This window comes from Phormidesmis sp. 146-12 (assembly GCF_052939495.1).
The window spans coordinates 45,759-65,209 of record NZ_JBJPHS010000029.1; the positions used below are offsets into that span (position 1 = coordinate 45,759).

A 19,451-nucleotide genomic window follows, 5' to 3' on the forward strand; every position below is an offset into this window, starting at 1 on the left:
TGTTTAGAATTATTCGTCAGGCTCGATCGTACTGCTCAAATTGTTGGCTTTAAGCGTTTCGCTGTAAAACTCAGCATGCTCTTGAGCGCAGGTAATCACCAACGCCAATCCGCTATTATGCGCTTCCATCATGATATTCACAGCCTGTGGTTGTGTCAGACTGGGAACTGTTTTCATGAGAACCTGCACTACATGCTCCATTGGATTGTGATCATCGTTGTGGAGCAATACACGATAGCGAGGCGCGAGTTTACGGGACGTTGAACGCTTTTCAATAGTTTCAACAGACACAGTTCTCTTCTCTCCGTAAGCTATCAACTACATTAATCGGGCTGATTCTTTAACCATAATGATCTTTTTCATCACCGACAACCCCACGATAGACTCCTTCGTCAGAGACAAACCGTGGTTTTGACTTGAGCAAGCTCTTATAATCAGCCCCGTCTCCTACCTTAACGCTTCTTCATAACAATTCACCACACAAGTCAGAAATCCCTAACCCAATAGCGGCATTATCTTGATAAACCACCGCACTTCAACGGTAGCACTTAACTTCAATAGAACTTTAGAATCGTTAAACCACCGTTACGCTCCAAATAGACCTTATGAATTTTGCCTCACAATACGCTCATTCAAAGGATGGGAGAGGTCACTTTCAGCCATCTCAGATTGTTTGCTTAGAGCATGAGACGACTCGCTTGTATGCAGAAGTTGTGCAGATTGTGGAGGTTCGGCAACTCTGCTGGGCACGTCCTCTTGTGTTGATTATGGGGTCAGATTTAGAGAAAACGCTTCAGGCGATCGACCCCAAAAACCTACAGGATTTGCGTCAAGGTGCAGATCTGCTGCTGCCTGCGATTTTGTTTCGACAAGCGTTGGATGTGGAGGTGATCCCACTGTGGTCACAGCTTTATCGCTCAGAAGGAGACTGGGAGGGACATGAAGCGATTTCTCCAAGTTCCCCGCAAGCGATCGCCGCTCGTCAGTCACTTAACCAATTGATTCGTCAAATTTGGCAGGCACACCCGGATGTTTTTTGCGATCAGTAAAACTGTGACCAACGTTAGCTCAGACGCTAGGGACTAAACGAATTCGGCCCTCATCCATTTCGGACATCAGAAGTTCTAAGGCTTCATAGTCCACGTCAGAAATATGCCCCAACCGGGTTAGCTCATAGTTGATTTCGTTCTCCATGTCAGGCGTTAGGCACTTAATGTAAAGCGCTTTCTCAACTAGCCGACGGATGATTTCACTACTTTTCATGGCTACTCGCAATGATTTCGTACTTCTAAATTATCGGTGGAAGGAGCTATCGGATAGGTGATCCACATAAGGTCTTTCAGGTGATTTGAGTCACTGGTCAAATTTGATGACCGCTCAACGAGGTCAAGTCACGCATCAGAGCGCCTCTATAATTTTTGGCAGAGGTTGAAGACTATCGCTCTACTTATATCAATTATCAATCTTCTGAGCTGACCACAATCAATCGTCTTCAAACCTGCGATCGTCGGTGCAGCAATTCTCATTATAAGAATGATTCTTATGAAAACTCGCTATTTTGAAGAATTTAGGCATCTGAAACCCGCATTCGTTCGTTAGCAATCTGTATCTGGAAACCCAGTTTTTAGTACAAGTGTTTCAAAATGAGAATTGCTGTCGTCGGTGGCATGAATTGCTTTTGGGTTGATTGCTTTCATCTATTTTTTCATTCTGCACAGGATGATTAGCTAGAAACCTGCTTGAACATGTGATTTACGATACGTAATCTTCCTGACGCTTACCGGAAATTTTAAACAAGGCTGCTTGTCGTATAAAGATTGTGCGAAACGATCGCTCCTTTCCATTCGTTACGAGGGATGTGCGGTTATGGTCAGAGTCATCAGTGAAACAAGTTCTTTGATTTGATAGTAAAAGGTTAGATTATGCAGAGCGTGCTCGTCCGTCCTCAAACCGCCACCATTTGCCCACAGGGATACCTGAACGCCGCCAACGCGTCCGACTTCCAAAATCAACTCATCAACGCAGTCACCTCTGAGCAAACTGCTGCTCTGCTCGTCGATATGAGTCACGTCGAATCATTAGATAGTGCTGGCTTGATGGCGTTGGTGGCAACTCTACGCCTCGCCCAAAAACTTGGTAAACGATTTACGCTTTGCTCGGTGTCTGCTCCAATTCGCATCGTGTTTGAGTTGACCCAACTGGATCGAGTCTTTGAAATTTTTGAGAATGTCGCCGCTTTTGAGTTGAGAAACGCTTGATTGCTCACGCCCCCAATTACTCAGATTGAACCGAGGCGATCGCTAAGTTCTGTTGCCAACTCGTTGCCTGATTGGTATTTAGAACCTGTGGTACTTTAATAGCTGCGGCTGCGAACTTCAGTATACTAGTAGGCTGAAGATCAAACCCTCAAGTAAGGTGATCCAGCCGTGGTCGTTGCAGTCGAAGCCCTACTCACGCCCGAAATCCTGCGCCCAGCTCGCTACCTCGGTAATGAGTTGGGCGCAGTGCATAAGCCTTGGGAAAGCGCGATCGTTCGGTGGTCGCTCACTTATCCCGAAGTTTATGAAGTAGGGGCTTCCAATCTGGGTCATATTATTCTTTACAGCATTCTGAATGCTCAACCTCGGCAGTTGTGTGATCGTGCTTATTTGCCTGCCCCTGACCTTGCCGCCAAACTGAGAGCAACACGGACACCCTTATTTGCGGTTGAGTCTCGACGATCGCTCACCGATTTTGATATTCTCGGTTTTAGCCTCAGCTACGAGTTAGGCGCAACGAATATTCTGGAAATGCTGGATCTGGCAGGTATTCCGCTGGCTTGGCGCGATCGGGCAGAGGGTGCGTATCCCTTGATTTTTGCAGGCGGCCAGACAGCTACCTCAAATCCAGAACCCTATGCAGACTTTTTTGACTTCATCGCCTTGGGAGATGGTGAAGAACTTTTGCCTGAAATTGGTCTGGTTTTAGAAGAAGGAAAGATAGCTGGACTGAGTAGAGAAAGCCTTCTCTTGGACTTAGCACAGGTTCCCGGAGTTTATGTGCCTCGGTTTTATGACATGGCGGAGGATGGGGCAGTATATCCCAATCGTCCTGATGTCCCAACTCGAATTTTGCGACGAGTCGCTGATCCAATTCCCGCATACTCGATTGGTCTGGTGCCCTATGTCGAAACGGTTCACGATCGACTGGTGATTGAGATTCGTCGAGGCTGCACGCGGGGCTGTCGATTTTGCCAACCAGGAATGCTGACCCGTCCAGCGCGAGATGTCGAACCTGAAAGCATCGTTGAGTCGATCGAGCAGGGAATGAGAGCGACGGGCTACAACGAATTTTCTCTACTGTCGCTAAGTTGCTCCGATTATCTGGCTCTGCCCGCAGTGGGAATGGAAATCAAAAATCGGCTCAAAAACGAGAATATTTCACTATCATTACCCAGTCAGCGAGTTGATCGCTTTGATGAAAACATTGCTCACATCCTCGGCGGCACTCGTCAAGGCAGCCTGACCTTTGCTCCAGAAGCGGGCACGCAGAGAATGCGCGACATCATCAACAAGGGCTTGACCAATGAAGAATTACTTAGAGGCGTAAAAACAGCATTTGATCAAGGCTGGGACAAGATCAAGCTCTACTTTATGATTGGACTGCCAGGTGAGACCGACGTGGATGTGTTGGGGATTGCAGAGACCATTCACTGGCTGAGGCGAGAATGTAGTCAGAGAGGCAGAAAGCGGCTGGACTTTAACATCACCATCTCAAATTTTACGCCCAAACCTCACACGCCGTTTCAGTGGCATTCTGTCTCGACCGCTGAATTCAAACGCAAGCAGAGTCTTTTAAGAGAGGCCTTCCGTTCTCTGCGCGGCTTAAAGGTTAACTTCACCGATGTCCGCATCTCTGCAATGGAAGACTTTGTAGGACGAGGCGATCGTCGTCTTTCTAGCGTCGTCCGCCGAGCCTGGGAACTGGGAGCCGGGATGGATGCCTGGTGGGAAAGCCTGGACAAAGCCTTTAACGCATGGACACAAGCGATCGACGAATCTCATCTCACCTGGAAGTACCGCCAAGTCGAAAACGGCGAATGGAACCTCTTTGAGAACTCTGAATCAGCCCTCGAAGCGGAAGTCATCTCTCCTCGCGCAGCGGATTACCCCCAAAGGGGAACAGATCATCGAAGTTCTCCCTCATCCCTCGATTCCCCGCTCCCCTGGGACTTCATCGATACGGGCATTCATAAACAGTGGCTCAAAGAGGATTTGCAACGGGCGTTAGAAGCGGCAACTGTACCAGACTGCTCCTTTGAACGCTGTTCTCACTGTGGCGTGTGCGGTGTGGATTTTGGGCATAACATCGTTGTTGCGCCATTACCCATTCCTGAGTTTGTGGGGCAGTTTGAACCCGATCAGCGTCGATCGCAGCGTCTTCGAGTCTGGCTAGGAAAAACTGGCGAGATGGCATTGGTTAGCCATTTAGACTTAATGCGGCTATTTGATCGAGCGATTCGTCGAGCCTCGATTCCGATTACTTTTACAGGCGGCTTTCACCCCAACCCCCGGATTATTCCCGCCAACGCGCTGCCCCTGGGAACGACTAGTTCGGGCGAAATTGTGGATTTTGAATTGACGGAAGCGATCGAGCCAGCCCTCTTTCAGGCAAAATTAGCGGCTCAATTGCCAGCAGACATGCCCATCTATCGCGTCGAAGCAGTCAGCATGAAAGCCCCCGCCTCCGCCCAGATTCTCGAAAAGGCAGAATATCTGATTACAGTGGATGTCGCTGATCAAGCTGGGGGCGATCGTCCCCAAATCTCGACAGACCAGTGGCAAACCTGGATTCAAGCCATTCAAGCAGCCGAAGAAATTTGGCTTGAGCAGACGACAAAATCTGGAAAAGTACACCTGATCAACCTGCGAGATCGGCTCTTTGAGTTGGAACTGGTAGAGAACGACCCCTCGTGGGTAACCCGAAGCGATCGCCAAACAACACTGCGCTATGTCGGTAGTTGTCGCAATGATGGCACTATGCTTCGTCCGGATCACCTGGTCTATATGCTCGAACAGACTGCCCAGCAAGAACTCTGCCTTTTACAGATTCACCGTAATCAACTGCTTCTAGCTGAAACTGAGAATATTTGATTTGGTCAGAGATAAGTAATTTGACGGAGAAGTCGAGGTACGATTCTCGCTAAATTTCAGCTAAATCTCGGTGATTTCTCGAAATTTTCGCTGAGGCGCAGATCCTCACGCTATAATGCTTTCCATTAGAGGCAGTTGTGGACTAGAGTTCCCCGTGGTTGCCGTCGGGTGAATTGCATTAGATGCCAGACGCAGCTTACTCTTGCTAGACTTTCCGCTCATCGTTCATGAGATGCAGTGACTTATCCTTCGAGGATATGCAACATTGCCTTATCGATCGCAGCTTGTGTATTGACTTGTCCGTCGCTGAGGCCGCCCACTTGAGGGTAGTTGGGCATTAATGACCTCAAGGGCTGGAATCCCCGGTTCTACATGATTTTAAGGGTTTAGCTCACAGACATTATTTAAGGAAAAAGCGAGAGGCGCAAGAACTTCGATGCCCTCCTCGCCCCCCCAATTTTGAGGAAATTGAATGACAAAGCAGATTGTTATCGCAGAGCAGCATCGAATTGCTGCCGTTTTTTCAGAAGATCAGATTCAAGAAATCATCGTTGCCACAGGCAGTCATCAAGTCAGTGATATCTATCTGGGCATTGTGGAGAATGTCCTGCCCGGTATTGATGCCGCTTTTGTAAATATTGGCGATTCTGAACGAAATGGATTCATTCACGTTACGGATCTAGGGCCACTCCGATTAAAGCGATCGGCTGGTTCGATTACAGAACTCCTTGCGCCACAGCAGAAAGTTCTTGTGCAGGTGATGAAGGAGCCAACCGGAAACAAAGGCCCCCGCCTGACTGGAAACATTTCTTTGCCGGGAAGATACCTGGTGCTGATGCCCTACGGTCGAGGCGTTAATCTTTCGCGTCGAATTCGCAGCGAGAACGAACGCAACCGCCTCAGAGCCTTAGCCATTCTCGTCAAGCCTGCTGGTATGGGGATTGTGATTCGCACCGAGGCCGAAGGAATGCCCGAAGAGGCAATCATCGAAGATCTGGAAACCTTGCAAAAGCAATGGGAATCGATTCAGCAAGAAGCCACCTCCACGCGCGCTCCGGCCCTGCTCAATCGAGATGATGACTTTATTCAAAGAGTTTTGCGGGATGTCTACAGCGCAGACGTAAACCGGATTGTCGTTGACTCTCATACAGGACTCAAGCGCGTCAAACAACAGTTGTTTAGCTGGGGCGGCGGAAAAGTTCCTCAAGGGGTGCTGGTCGATCATCACCGCGATCGTATTCCAATTCTCGACTTTTTCCGCGTCAACGCAGCCATTAGAGAAGCTCTGAAGCCTAGAGTGGATTTACCTTCTGGCGGCTACATTATCATCGAAAGAACAGAAGCATTAACCGTGATCGATGTGAACTCTGGCTCGTTTACGCGATCAGCAACAGCTCGTGAAACCGTTTTGTGGACAAACTGTGAAGCAGCGACTGAAATCGCTCGTCAGCTCAGATTACGAAATATTGCAGGTGTGATCATTGTTGACTTTATCGACATGGATTCTCACCGCGACAAACTGCAAGTGTTAGAACACTTCAACAAGGCGTTGCGCGTCGATAAAGCCAAACCTCAAATTTCTCAACTGTCTGAGCTAGGACTGGTCGAGCTAACTCGCAAACGTCAGGGTAAAAACATCTACGAACTGTTTGGCAAAACCTGTCCAACCTGTGGCGGTCTGGGACATCTAGCCCATCTTCCTGGAGAGTCTGACGAAGAAGGGGAGAGCCTGGAGCGCTCTGCGGTGTCGCTGAGAGATAGTCGAGAAAGTCGGCGATCGGAGCCACGTCGAGAAATTCCCTCAGTGACAGAAGCATTTTGGGACGGAGATGACGCAGAGCCTGAGAATGGCGATCAGGATCTAGACTTGATCAACCATCCGAGCTACAGAGAGCAGGGACGAGCAACCAATCGTCGTCGCCGTCGCCGGGTGGGTGAAGAGCCAATCAGAGAAGGCGCACCCCCCAGAGAAGGGTTGCCTAGAGAAGGGCCGCCTAGAGAAGGTGTATCCAGAGAAGTCATTCGAGCGAAGACAGTTCCCTGGGAAGAACCCGTCCGCCACGTTCCAACGCCCACTCCCCTGCCTGCATTGGTCAACAGAAACGAGCCTGTAGTGGAGCCACCGGAGCAGTTGTTAATGCCGGAGGAGACTTCTGCACCTAGAGAAGGGCGTGTGCTAGACGATCGTCGAACTCGTACAGGTAGACGAGGGGCAGTTAAACCTGCTGCCGAGCCGCCAGAGTCAGTTTATGTAGAAATGACTCCTGAAGAGCAAGAAGTTTATGCCTGGATGGGCATTTCGCCCCTGGTGCTTTCGACCCGTGAGCTAAAAAATCCCAAATCAGCGACCGTAATCGTCACCCTTCCTGGGCAAGCACCTCCTGAACCTGTAGTTACGGAATCGATACCCGTTGAGGCAGCTTCTGATCAGGAGGAGAGGTTAGGTGAAGAACCTCCGGTTGGTGAGGAAGCCACCATTCCTGAACCTCGGTTTCAACCTGTCCTGAGAACTGCTGCCCCCCCAGCGCCAGAAGTTTCACTGCCAGAAGTTGAAGAGCAAAGTCAGCCTGAGCCAGAGGAGGAAGTTTCTGTAACTCGGCGACGGCGACGACGATCGTCAGCTACCAACGGGGATTCGGCAACGGGCGAATAAAGTCGGACTTTAGACTCTAGACTGGATGATCTGGAATTGGTCGAGGGTCTAAAGTTAATTTTTATGGCAAAAGCTCCTGGATTAGAGGTAGAGCTTACCTTTTGGGCAAAGGGCCAGTTGCGAATTGCGGGCGTAGACGAGGCAGGCTTGGGTAGCTTGTGTGGGCCGATCGTGGCGGCCGCTGTTCTACTTCCGGCTTACTGCCCCCTGATCGACGGGGTACGCGACTCAAAACTGCTGTCTGCGACTCAACGCGATCGACTCTTTGTCCAAATCTTGCAGCAGGCGACCGCGGTTGGTGTAGGCATTGCAACAGTTGCCGAGATTGAGCAGATTAATGTTCTGAGAGCCTCTTATTTAGCGATGCAGCGAGCGCTCAAGCGAATTCAGCCCTATGACCACGCTTTGATTGATGGACGAGCAATCAAGCAGGCTGACCTGGGAGCACATACGGCGATTATTGACGGCGATGCTACCTCTTATGCGATCGCATGTGCATCCATTGTGGCCAAGGTGAGGCGCGATCGATTTATGCAGCGTCTGGCAAAACGTCATCCTGGCTATGGCTGGGAACGTAATGCGGGCTACGGAACAAAGGCTCATCTAGCAGCAATTAAAGAACTTGGCGTGACCCGATGCCATCGCCGTACGTATGCACCAATTCAAAAAGCTTTGAAGCAGTTAGATCTGTTCGCAAACTAGCTGACCGGAAACGGAACTCCGTCTGGATTGCTTCCTGATTCTGCCTGAACTGATGCCCAGTTTCGATAATCTGACAGAAGCTGACTTAGCAATCGCTGCTTAATGGTAGTCAAAACGCTGATCAACAGTCCGTTTCCAGCAGTTTCTAGCATTGGTTTCGGCATGAATGAGAAGGGCGGCGGCAGTTCGACTAAAACTTCCAAATCTGCCTTCCCCTTCAAATAGGTTTTGCTGTTTTCTTGCGTAGGGTAGAGTCGTCCCACCAGGTTGAGGGTGAAGCGTTGATTAATGTATTCAGTTCCTCGAATTTCACAAGCAATCGACTGCACGTTTACCGTTCCTTCTGAATCCGTCCAGACGCGCAAATCAACGATCGGCTGAATGCTCAACGTCATAAAACTTAACGGCCGCATCGACAACCGGAAGCAATCTTCATTTACTTGTTCAATGCGGCTAGAAGCGGCGAGAGCCTGGACGACTCGATGGGGCTGACGAAGATAGTGAGAAATCGGTGTCGGCTGTTGTGGGACAAGGATTTCAACAGATTGAGAGTTGGCGAACCGTGTATCCATGTAGGGGGGAAGAAGGGTTACGATCGCGAATTTTACTTAACCAATTGTAACTAGCTTCTCATAGATTGCGTATCCCCACCGACGGATCAGCAGAATTCGGTTTTTTATAAAGATAATGTTTTGCAAACTCCCGTAGGAATTCTGAATCGTATGGGCTTAATTAGATCAAGATTTCAGTAATACTCAGTAGAAGTGAACCGCGATGGCAATCTCGATCGCTCATTTAGGCCCGGCTGGCACTTATGCAGAAACCGCCGCCCTCGCTTCTGTGCAGTGGTTAACACAGAATGGACAAGATGCTGTTCTTTGCCCTTATCCCAGCATTGCTCAAACGCTGATAGCTGCCGCCGACCAGAAAGTTCAATATGCTGTCGTGCCTGTAGAGAATTCGATTGAAGGCAGTGTCACCATGACGCTTGACAATCTTTGGCAGTTGGACAAGCTGCAAATTCAAAGGGCCTTTGTCCTGCCAATTTCCCATGCTCTGATGTCTCATGCAGACCGTCTCGAAGAAATTCGTGCCGTCTACTCCCATCCACAAGCTTTGGCGCAATGTCAGAAATGGCTTGATAAGTTTTTGCCTACAGCTCAATTAATTGCTGCAAATTCTACCACCGAGGCGCTCCAGCATTTGAGGGAGGATCGCACGATCGCGGCCATCTCCTCTCAACGGGCGGCTCAACTTTACAACTTGCCAATTCTTGCAAGTCCCATCAACGATTACCCAGATAATTGCACTCGTTTTTTAGTGCTGAGTCTCGATTCGTCTCCTGGAGGCACCCACACGTCGATCGCCTTTGGGATGAGCGCCAATCAGCCCGGAGTATTAGTCAAGCCTTTACAAGTGTTTGCCCAACGCAACATCAACCTGACTCGCATTGAATCCCGTCCCACCCGACGCGCACGCGGAACGTATCACTTCTTCCTCGACCTGCAAGCCGATGCACGGGAATCCCCAATTCAATCTGCACTAGAGGAACTGACCCATTACACCGAAACGCTCAAAATCTTTGGCAGCTATGACATTGTGGCGATCGAATAAGCCAACGGCACTGCTTAAAGTTCAGTAATTTGTTATCGAAGTGGATGATGAGGCATCCAAATCTTGAAGAAATCAATTGTTCAGAAGTCACTGCTTCAAACCATTAAAAGTGATTAGGCAATCACCACCGACAAAAAAGAAACAATTTAGAACCAGTGTGAATTCATTTTCTTCAAAAACTCAGCAGTGATAGGATATCCAGACTCTGAGCCAAGGACTGAATCAATGCCGCAATTGGGACATAGAGCAGTTTGACCGACTCCCTCCCATTCGTCTATCCATGCTTCAATAGCTGATGACAAGAATATTGAGCAACAGTAGAAGCAGCCGCACTTTGAGCTTGATAAAATCTCACTATGGTGGTGAATTGAATGACGGTGAGCGCGTACAAAATCTGGAGTAGTCACTGCCCAAGCTTACTCAGAAACATCGCCAAGCGTATCTTTGAGAACTGTCCGTGCTGCCAAATGGTTACGGGTTGAGGTCAAGATTTCTGACTCACGCTCCAATCGGGCGGCTGTATCCTGCATTTCTAGAAGCGACTGCTGCTCGTCGGACACCCCATAGAGATTACTAGCAATCCAGTAAGACAACTCAGTGGGTAGGTCAGGAATGCTCTCAGGAAGCTCAATTTCTTGACTCGTCAGTTTGGCAGACAATCGCACCACATCTTGAAGGAGCTGACTGACATTGTTAGCCAATGGTCGCAAATCCTGATCTGTCGGCTGGTCTTCAATCCACTCAACTAGACCAACTCGGTAAGGCTTTTCGCGGGTGTATTCCAGCACTCTAAAGCGCTGTTGTCCCAACGTCCAAACCTTCATCCGATCGTCCGGCAAGCGATGAAATTGGATAATCTCAGCACAGCACCCCACCGCAGCAGGTTTACCCTGAACCTGATCCCACATCAAAACACCAAATCGACGATCGCTCTCCAGAATCGTATTCATCATGATCCGGTAGCGAAACTCAAAAATATGCAAGGGCAACGGTCTACCCGGAAACAAAACGACTTCAGGTAGAGGAAAAAGCGGAAGTTCTCGAACCGCGATCGATGACGAAGATGCCATTACTTACCAAATAAAAAGACTGCTCCTTTATTTACTCTAGCCCATTCAGACTGAGGAATTGAAGCAGACTCAGGGTTTCTGTCAAAATTCACAAACACAAAACACAGGGCGACAGACATTTTGCCCCCTGCATTTCATCAGCTTCTACTTTTCAGAGGTCAAAGCTTCACTTCGATATCCACTCCAGCCGGGAGATCAAGCTTCATCAAAGCGTCGATCGTCTTCGAGGAAGGCTGGTAGATGTCGATAATGCGGTGGTGAGTACGAGTTTCAAAATGCTCACGAGCATCTTTATCAACGTGAGGAGAACGCAATACGCAGAAAATACGGCGACGAGTCGGGAGAGGGATCGGGCCGATCGCTGTAGCGTTAGTGCGATTTGCTGTGTCCACAATCTTCTCGCAAGAGGTATCGAGAAGCCGACGATCGAAAGCTTTCAAACGAATCCGAATTTTTTGCTGCTGAATCGTTGCCATTGGATTGTCTAGGTTCTGAATAAACGATATTGGACGGGTCTGAACAGGTGCCCAGTGTAAACAGTCTAAAGCTATCAGCAGCCAAACTCAATCGCTGACCACTGATAGCTGATTAACCTTTGTAGAAGCTATTTGAGGATCTTAGCAACTACGCCTGCGCCCACAGTCCGACCACCTTCACGAATTGCAAAGCGCATTCCTTGTTCAATCGCGATCGGGTTGATCAGTTCAACGGTCATTTTGATCCGATCGCCTGGCATGACCATTTCAGCTTCACCACCCTCATCGGTCGTAAAGTTACTAATAGTTCCAGTTACGTCAGTGGTTCGCACATAGAATTGAGGACGATATCCAGGAAAGAAAGGAGTGTGACGACCGCCTTCTTCTTTCTTCAGAATGTAAACCTCAGATTCAAAGGTGGTGTGAGGTGTAATGGAACCAGGCTTTGCAAGCACCATTCCACGTTCAATGTCTTCCTTCTTCAAACCCCGGAGTAAAATTCCCGCGTTGTCTCCTGCCATGCCCTGATCGAGACTCTTCTTAAACATCTCAATCCCAGTAACGGTAGTTTTCTGGGTGTTTCTGATGCCAACGAGTTCTACATCATCTTGAACCTTGACTGTACCTCGCTCAATTCTTCCTGTTGCGACAGTTCCCCGACCCGTAATCGAGAAAACGTCCTCAACCGCCATCAAAAAGGGCTTATCGACTTCGCGCTCAGGAGTTGGGATGTATTCGTCAACTGTATCCATCAAGGTGTAGATAGCGTCAACCCACTCATTAGTGCCACGACCCGCTTTGGGATTGGCAGTCATCGTTTCTAGAGCTTGCAAGGCAGAGCCAGCAGTGATAGGAATTTCGTCACCAGGAAAGTCATAGGAGCTAAGAAGCTCACGAACTTCCAGTTCCACAAGTTCTAGCAGCTCTTCGTCATCCACCATGTCTTTCTTGTTCAGAAAAACTACTAGACGAGGAACGCCAACCTGTCTCGCTAACAGAATGTGCTCACGAGTTTGGGGCATTGGGCCATCTGCCGCCGATACAACTAAGATTGCACCATCCATCTGAGCCGCGCCTGTGATCATATTTTTCACATAATCAGCGTGACCTGGACAGTCTACGTGAGCATAGTGACGCTCGGCTGTCTCATACTCGACGTGAGCAGTGTTAATCGTAATTCCTCTCGCCTTTTCTTCAGGTGCCGCGTCGATATCAGCATACTTCTTACCTGTCGCCTGACCCAATGCAGCCAATGTCATTGTAATTGCGGCAGTCAAGGTCGTTTTACCGTGGTCAACGTGACCAATCGTACCGATATTAACGTGGGGCTTTGTCCGTTCAAACTTTGCGCGTGCCATGTATTATTGTTCCTCTTGACTGAATTATGCGTTCCCTTTGTTCTTTGCGATGATGGCTTCAGCCACGTTACGAGGCACTTCTTCGTAATGGCTAAACTCCATTGTAAACGTACCTCGTCCTTGCGTCATAGACCGGATGTCGGTGGCATAGCCAAACATCTCCGCCAATGGAACTTTGGTTGAGACCTTGGCAATTCCCCGTTCAACGCCCTGAGCTTCAATCTGACCTCGGCGAGAAATCAGGTTGCCCATAACGGTGCCCAGGAAATCTTCAGGAGCTTCAACTTCGACCTTCATGACAGGTTCTAGAAGGACAGGTGAAGCTTTCATGACTCCATCCTTGATCGCCATTGAGCCTGCGATCTTAAATGCCATTTCATTGGAGTCAACTTCGTGGTAAGACCCATCAATTAATGTGGCCTTCACATCGATGAGCGGATATCCAGCGAGAATACCAGATTCACAGGCTTCCTTCATGCCCTGCTCGGCTGGGCCGACGTACTCTTTAGGAACGGTGCCACCCACGATTTTGGAAATGAATTCAAAGCCAGTGCCCGGTTCACCCGGTTCGACAGTGATCACAACGTGACCATACTGACCTTTACCACCACTTTGGCGAATGAACTTTCCTTCAGATTTCACGGCCTTGCGGATGGTTTCGCGATAAGCCACTTGCGGCGCACCCACGTTTGCCTCCACTTTGAATTCGCGGAGCATCCGATCAACCAGAATCTCGAGGTGAAGCTCACCCATCCCAGCGATGATCGTCTGATTAGTTTCCTGGTCAATGTTAACCCGGAAGGTTGGATCTTCTTCAGACAAAGCTTTGAGCGCTTTAGAAAGCTTTTCCATGTCCTGCTTGGTTTTGGGTTCAACCGCGACCGAGATGACGGGTTCGGGGATAAACAGCGACTCCAGAATCACCTGTGCGTTTTCGTCACAGAGGGTATCTCCAGTCAGAGTATCCGAAAGTCCTGGAATCGCCCCCAGATCTCCAGCCCGAAGTTCGTCTACATCAGTGCGATCGTCGGCTTTCAAAATAATCAACCGAGACACGCGCTCTTTTTTGCCTTTAGAAGAGTTCATGACGTAGCTACCCTTCTTCAAAACGCCAGAATAGACGCGAACAAAGGTCAAGCGACCCACAAACTTGTCCGCCATCACCTTGAATGCCAAAGCCGACATGGGCGCGCTGTCATCTGCTTTGCGCTCAACGGTTGTGCCATCAGCAAGCAGACCTTGAATCGGAGGAACATCGATCGGAGCAGGCAGATAATCCAGCACTGCATCCAGCATTAGTTGAACGCCTTTGTTCTTGAAGGCAGACCCACAGAGCATCGGCACCAAAAATTCGCCGTTTACGCCTTGAATTGTCCCTTTTCGCAGTGCTGCTTTGATTTCAGCTTCGGTCAGATCTTCACCTGCGAAGTATTTCTCCATCAAAGCATCGCTGGTCTCAGCAACAGATTCGATCAGTTTGGTACGGTACTCCTGTGCCAGTTCTAGAACATCGTCAGGAATATCAGTTTCCTCAATATCGGTTCCCAAGTCGTTGTTGTAGATGTAAGCGCGCATCCGCACCAGATCCACAATGCCTCTCAACTTGTCTTCTGCACCAATGGGGATTTGAATTGGCACTGCATTGGCCCGAAGGCGATCGCGCACCTGTTCGTAGACCTTGTAGAAGTTTGCACCTGTCCGATCCATTTTGTTCACGAACACAATGCGGGGAACGTTGTAACGATTGGCTTGCTTCCACACGGTTTCAGACTGAGGCTGCACACCACCCACCGAGCAGAACACCGCAATTACTCCATCTAGTACTCGCATAGAGCGCTCGACTTCGATCGTGAAGTCAACGTGCCCAGGGGTATCAATGATGTTGATCTGGTGATCTTTCCAACTGGTACTGATGGCGGCTGCCGTGATGGTAATTCCACGCTCACGCTCTTGCTCCATCCAGTCCGTAGTGGCAGTCCCTTCATGGACTTCACCAATTTTGTGAACGACCCCTGAGTAAAACAAAATCCGCTCAGTCGTCGTTGTTTTGCCCGCATCAATGTGGGCTGCAATTCCGATATTGCGTACTCGTTCGAGCGGGGTTGTACGAGCCACAGCTACCTCCTTAGTCTCTGCCGCATGAGTCGATAAAATACACTACTGCTTCTATTAAGTATTTTAACTTTCTAGTAACGATAGTGGGCGAAAGCTTTGTTGGCTTCGGCCATCCGGTGGGTTTCTTCCCGTTTGCGGATCGCGTTGCCAGTTTCGTTAGCAGCATCCATCAGTTCACTCGCTAGTCTGGCTGCCATTGTGCGACCAGGGCGTTGACGAGAAAACTGAATCAACCAGCGTAGGGCAAGAGCAATACCGCGATCGGGGCGGACTTCCATCGGCACCTGGTAGGTAGCACCCCCGACTCGACGGGCTTTGACTTCCACCAGAGGCGTTGCGTTGCGAACAGCCCGTTCAAACACTTCGAGAGGTTCTGTGCCTGTCCGCTCTTTGATGGTTTCAAAGGCATCGTAGATGATGCGGGAAGCCAATGACTTTTTGCCACTCTTCATAATTCTTCGCATCGTCATGCTGACGAGACGAGAGTTGTAAACCGGATCTGGCGGAACGGGACGCTTTTTAATGACAACGCGACGGGACATAGTAAGCCTTTTAGAAAGAAATCAGGATTGCTTGTGAAAATTCAACTTTTTGAGCTGAACATACGGCAGGAACTACAGCGCACAAACGGCTCTGAGAAAGATTCATCTTCCTTCAAAGCTGTTTTTAACTATTTCAACCAGCAGGTTTGGCTAGCTGGAGGAGGGAGCGAGAGGCTCAAAAAATGAGGTTCTCAGGCTACTTACCTGCGGCTGCCTTGGGACGTTTGGCACCGTATTTGGAACGACCTTGCTTGCGGTCTTTAACGCCTGCGGTGTCGAGGGTGCCACGGATAATATGGTAGCGAACACCGGGTAAATCTTTCACCCGTCCGCCACGAATCATCACAACAGAGTGTTCTTGGAGGTTGTGACCAATACCGGGAATGTAAGCTGTGACTTCAAAACCAGAGGTCAAGCGAACCCGCGCCACTTTACGCAAGGCGGAGTTAGGCTTTTTGGGGGTCGTCGTGTAGACCCGCGTACAGACACCACGACGCTGAGGGCAACTCTTGAGCGCCGGAGATTTAGTTTTCTTTTGCGCTCTGTTGCGCTCAGTACGAATGAGTTGCTGGATTGTGGGCATTTTTTGGCGTAGGCAGCTTTGACTGTTCCAACTTTCAACAAATATTGAGCATACCAATCTGTCTGCGTCACTGTCAAACACATTTTATGAATGACCACAGATGATCGGTCTACAGTTCAGGAGATCTCACCGTTCTACAACAGAGAAAGACGTTCCGCAGCCGCAGTGTTGGGACGCATTGGGATTATGAAAGCGGAAACTTCCTCCCATTAGATCCTCTGAATAGTCTAGCGTTAAACCATTGACATAGGGAAGGCTCTGTGGGTCGATCGCCACTCGAATTCCTTGACAATCATAAATCTGGTCATCGACCTGCGCGACTTCCTCAAATTTTGTGATGTAGGACAAACCAGAGCATCCGATCGCCGCCACACCCACTCGAAAGTAAACCTGCGGACTTTTTTGACGTGACTTAAGTCGCATCACCTCATCGGCGGCGGATTGACTGAGATGAATCATACGAATCGCTAACGAAACTGTAGGGGCGATCGTACCGTGACGGAGAAGACTTTTCGACAAAAAATAAACGAGGCGACCCGTTCTGATAGCCCCGTTTTATTTATCGTCTTGGAATCAATGTCTTGAAACTAATATCTTGAAGATTGCTTTGAGACCTCTACTGAGCGCGCGAGTAATCGTCTTGAAAACGCACAATATCATCTTCGCCCAAGTATTCGCCGTTTTGAACTTCGATGAGAATCAGGGGAATCACCCCAGGATTTTCTAGACGATGCGCGGTGCATTGAGGAACATAGGTTGATTGATTGCTGCTGAGGGTCAAGTCTGCTTCGCCACAGGTGACTCTTGCCGTTCCTGAAACAACGATCCAATGTTCGCTGCGGTGATGATGCATTTGCAGGCTCAGGCGATGACCTGGCTTTACCTCAATGCGCTTGATTTTGTAGCCGCGTCCTTCTTCCAGGATCGTAAAAGAACCCCAAGGACGAAGTTCTGTGGCTGCGGCTCCTTTGAGAGGAGTTGTCGATGTCGATAATGTGAGCGTGGGAGTCTGCATAATCTCTTGAGGTTGAGCCACCGTTCCTCTCCTTTACACTGAATTTAGTTTGTTTAACTGTCGTTAGAAATCCAGAACCTTTGCCAACCAATCAGACTAACAAACGCTTTTAAGGGATACCACCGCGAATCGAACCATTTAGAAGAAGTTTACAAATTCTTCACGGAGTTTTTCTAGGGAGTTGCAGGAAGAAAAACGCCGATAGCGTTATGGACACGGGCTGATGAGCGAGGGGGACGATCGAGGATTTGACCTCCTAAGTAAAGCGTGGTCGAACTTCCTCCATCCAGATTCAGTGCATTTACGGCTCCTAATTGAGACATCATCTGAGCAGTTTCACTTAAGGTTGCGCCTCTGCCGCCGACTCGATTGTGAACCGAAACGATGAGCAGGGTGCCGTCTGAAGTCTGTCCGATCGCGCTTCGGGCAGCGGTTTCTTGAATGAACGCCTCGCTAAATTTCTCAAGTCTACCGTCCAGTACAATTTGACGATTTTGAATCAGCAACGGCCCCGCTCCCACAATATTTTGATAAGAACTGAGGTCAGAAGGGAGGGAGATATTTTCTAGCTGGAGCGACGTGCCGATCGTTAACAAAGCCGCCGCATTTGCACTCGATCGAGCCACCAGCAGATAGCCATTCGTCGGAATTGCAAAAGCACTCCCTGCCTTGCCTCCAGGCTGTTGATTCGTGACCTGATTGTTTTGAACCGTGATCAAGATTTCGTTGTCACCCAGCGTGGTGTAGCTGGCACCCCAAACCGCTGTATAGCGAGAAATTCCAGCTTGGGGATAAGCACTGTTGAGCGTGGCCAGGGGGATGCGCTGATTGGAAGCGACGATCGTTTCCTGAAGGGTCAGGCGATCGAACCTTGTTTCACCCGTCTCATTCCAGGCAAAAACGCCACGATTGAGAATCGGCCCAGATAACCACTGCCCATCAAGACGAATTGCACCAAGCGGTAGCTGGTTATTACGATTAAAGAAGCCTCCATTAATGGCAGCGCTCGCTTGAGACTGTCGAGCCGTCTGGATCAGGGGTGCAGTTCCTACAACAGTTGGATTGGGGAGAATGGGGCGGATTTTCATGCCTGGCTGACGTGGATTGACTTCAAGCCAGATGACAGGGAATCGCGACGATCCCACGGTTAAGGTTTGCTGTCGCCAGCGCAGTCCGCTTGACCAGAGAATATTTAGATTGGGCAAGTAGTCCGATCGCAGGTCAATCACAATCCGACTGGGACTCGATAAGGTCGAAATTTGCGATCGCTGCGTAATCGGAATCCCTAAGCGAATCGTTGTTTGATTTGACCCCGCCTCCACTTTGAGCGACTTGACCTGAGTTGTCACCTTGGGCTTGAACGCTTGAACGAACGCGGGATCAGTTTGGGCATCCAAGGTCAGGATAAATTCTTGACTTTGCTGATCGACCTGCCAGGGAACGGGACGATCGAGATCAATCACAATACGATCGCCAAACGGCTGTTGTCCCTGACGAATTCCCACCAACTTGGCAACGGGCGTATTGATGCGTAAACTCTGACCCGATGCCTGGATTTGCCACCCATACTGCTGCGCTAGAGTAGTGATATCCAGGTAGCGAAGCGGCGCGATCAGGCGAGTCGAAAGGATTGACCCTTGAGCCGTGGGGAACCACTCGATCGGCTGCCTCAAGACATCCGACGTACTCAACAAATTCGCTCCAAATAGCTGATTCAACGTTGCATCGCTTAACCCAATTCGAGTTGTCCCGCCTGTCTGCCATTGAATCCAAGGAACATTGAAGGTGCGGCCGTTGAGCGAGATTTGGGTGCCCTGTTGAGGAATCTGTGCCAGCTTTTTGGGAGGTGGCGGCTGAAAGTTGAGCGGTTGGGGAGCGGGTAGCTGCGGGTGCTGTCCTGGAGGCATAAAATTGAGCGGTTTGCTCGAAGAGTCAGCAGTTCCGGGCTTTTGAGCGGTGAGGAAAAGCGCGATCGTTAGCCAGACTACCGATACTGAGTGAAAGAGTCTTGTACGCTGAAACGACCCCTTGCGGGTAACTCCAAGAGAGCGCATCTCATTTTGACGATGATCTTGACAATGACAACAAGTTTTAGTCCTAACCACAGGCTTCCTTACCGTTCTGCGCGTTCTAAAAAGTAGACTTTATCGGGAATAAGAGGTCTAAGCCGAAAAGCAATATTTTCCACCTT

Annotated in this window: 18 protein-coding genes; 6 read left to right on the forward strand and 12 right to left on the reverse strand. The window is 49.4% G+C overall.

Translation table 11 applies throughout. The features are described from left to right. Positions 1-9: 9 nt before the first annotated feature. Entirely contained in the window at positions 10-291 is a 282-nt protein-coding gene (gene clpS, locus ACKFKF_RS14280) for an ATP-dependent Clp protease adapter ClpS (protein ID WP_446868308.1), read from the reverse strand. Positions 292-605: 314 nt separating this feature from the next. On the opposite strand from clpS, the gene ACKFKF_RS14285 reads away from it, so the two are divergent. Continuing rightward, the gene (locus tag ACKFKF_RS14285; protein ID WP_446868309.1) at positions 606-1,049 is read left to right on the forward strand and encodes a hypothetical protein; all 444 of its coding nucleotides are present in this window, start codon (positions 606-608) and stop codon (positions 1,047-1,049) included. 19 nt (positions 1,050-1,068) lie between these two features. Here ACKFKF_RS14285 and ACKFKF_RS14290 read toward each other — a convergent pair whose 3' ends face one another. Continuing rightward, positions 1,069-1,263, reverse strand: coding sequence for a hypothetical protein (locus ACKFKF_RS14290; RefSeq protein ID WP_446860815.1), 195 nt, complete (start codon positions 1,261-1,263; stop codon positions 1,069-1,071). A 659-nt stretch (positions 1,264-1,922) separates the two neighbouring features. Between ACKFKF_RS14290 and ACKFKF_RS14295 the strand changes: the two genes are divergently transcribed. The 4 genes from ACKFKF_RS14295 (at position 1,923) to ACKFKF_RS14310 (ending at position 8,487) form a co-directional block, all read left to right on the forward strand. Beyond that, a complete protein-coding gene (locus ACKFKF_RS14295) occupies positions 1,923-2,258 on the forward strand; it encodes an STAS domain-containing protein (RefSeq protein ID WP_446860814.1) in 336 nt (111 codons plus the stop codon). 168 nt (positions 2,259-2,426) lie between these two features. Continuing rightward, complete coding sequence (locus ACKFKF_RS14300) at positions 2,427-5,132, forward strand: TIGR03960 family B12-binding radical SAM protein (protein WP_446868310.1); 2,706 nt, start codon at positions 2,427-2,429, stop codon at positions 5,130-5,132. 472 nt (positions 5,133-5,604) lie between these two features. Beyond that, positions 5,605-7,785 carry an Rne/Rng family ribonuclease gene (locus tag ACKFKF_RS14305; RefSeq protein WP_446868311.1) on the forward strand — a complete coding sequence of 727 codons (2,181 nt, stop codon included), beginning with the start codon at positions 5,605-5,607 and terminating at the stop codon, positions 7,783-7,785. A 63-nt stretch (positions 7,786-7,848) separates the two neighbouring features. Then, on the forward strand, positions 7,849-8,487 hold the full coding sequence (locus ACKFKF_RS14310; protein WP_446860811.1) for a ribonuclease HII: 639 nt from the start codon (positions 7,849-7,851) through the stop codon (positions 8,485-8,487). Here ACKFKF_RS14310 and ACKFKF_RS14315 read toward each other — a convergent pair. Further along, on the reverse strand, positions 8,484-9,059 hold the full coding sequence (locus ACKFKF_RS14315) for a DUF1997 domain-containing protein (RefSeq protein WP_446860810.1): 576 nt from the start codon (positions 9,057-9,059) through the stop codon (positions 8,484-8,486). The two genes, ACKFKF_RS14310 and ACKFKF_RS14315, sit on opposite strands and share 4 nt — an antisense overlap. Before the next feature lie 202 nt (positions 9,060-9,261). Here ACKFKF_RS14315 and pheA point away from each other — a divergent pair, with 202 nt between their 5' ends. Then, a complete protein-coding gene (gene pheA / locus ACKFKF_RS14320) occupies positions 9,262-10,101 on the forward strand; it encodes a prephenate dehydratase (protein ID WP_446860809.1) in 840 nt (279 codons plus the stop codon). Between the two features lie 416 nt (positions 10,102-10,517). Here the strand turns inward: pheA and ACKFKF_RS14325 are convergent, their stop codons facing one another. The 9 genes from ACKFKF_RS14325 to ACKFKF_RS14365 all read right to left on the reverse strand — a co-directional run bounded on the left by ACKFKF_RS14325 (position 10,518) and on the right by ACKFKF_RS14365 (position 19,314). Next, positions 10,518-11,171, reverse strand: a complete 654-nt coding sequence (locus tag ACKFKF_RS14325; protein ID WP_446860807.1) for an LON peptidase substrate-binding domain-containing protein — start codon at positions 11,169-11,171, stop codon at positions 10,518-10,520. Positions 11,172-11,329: 158 nt separating this feature from the next. After that, positions 11,330-11,647 (reverse strand): 30S ribosomal protein S10, encoded by a 318-nt coding sequence (gene rpsJ / locus ACKFKF_RS14330; protein WP_446860806.1) that lies wholly within the window; start codon positions 11,645-11,647, stop codon positions 11,330-11,332. 128 nt (positions 11,648-11,775) lie between these two features. Then, complete coding sequence (tuf, locus tag ACKFKF_RS14335) at positions 11,776-13,005, reverse strand: elongation factor Tu (RefSeq protein WP_446860805.1); 1,230 nt, start codon at positions 13,003-13,005, stop codon at positions 11,776-11,778. Between the two features lie 24 nt (positions 13,006-13,029). Next, the gene (gene fusA, locus ACKFKF_RS14340; protein ID WP_446868312.1) at positions 13,030-15,120 is read right to left on the reverse strand and encodes an elongation factor G; all 2,091 of its coding nucleotides are present in this window, start codon (positions 15,118-15,120) and stop codon (positions 13,030-13,032) included. 71 nt (positions 15,121-15,191) lie between these two features. Beyond that, positions 15,192-15,662: a 30S ribosomal protein S7 gene (gene rpsG / locus ACKFKF_RS14345; protein ID WP_446860803.1), complete on the reverse strand. Its 471-nt coding sequence runs from the start codon at positions 15,660-15,662 to the stop codon at positions 15,192-15,194. 196 nt (positions 15,663-15,858) lie between these two features. Beyond that, positions 15,859-16,245: a 30S ribosomal protein S12 gene (gene rpsL / locus ACKFKF_RS14350; protein WP_446860802.1), complete on the reverse strand. Its 387-nt coding sequence runs from the start codon at positions 16,243-16,245 to the stop codon at positions 15,859-15,861. 126 nt (positions 16,246-16,371) lie between these two features. Beyond that, a complete protein-coding gene (locus tag ACKFKF_RS14355; RefSeq protein WP_446860801.1) occupies positions 16,372-16,764 on the reverse strand; it encodes a HesB/IscA family protein in 393 nt (130 codons plus the stop codon). Between the two features lie 97 nt (positions 16,765-16,861). Further along, positions 16,862-17,281, reverse strand: a complete 420-nt coding sequence (locus ACKFKF_RS14360; RefSeq protein ID WP_446860800.1) for a cupin domain-containing protein — start codon at positions 17,279-17,281, stop codon at positions 16,862-16,864. A gap of 152 nt (positions 17,282-17,433) precedes the next feature. Beyond that, positions 17,434-19,314, reverse strand: coding sequence for a phosphodiester glycosidase family protein (locus tag ACKFKF_RS14365; RefSeq protein WP_446868313.1), 1,881 nt, complete (start codon positions 19,312-19,314; stop codon positions 17,434-17,436). Positions 19,315-19,451: the final 137 nt, after the last annotated feature.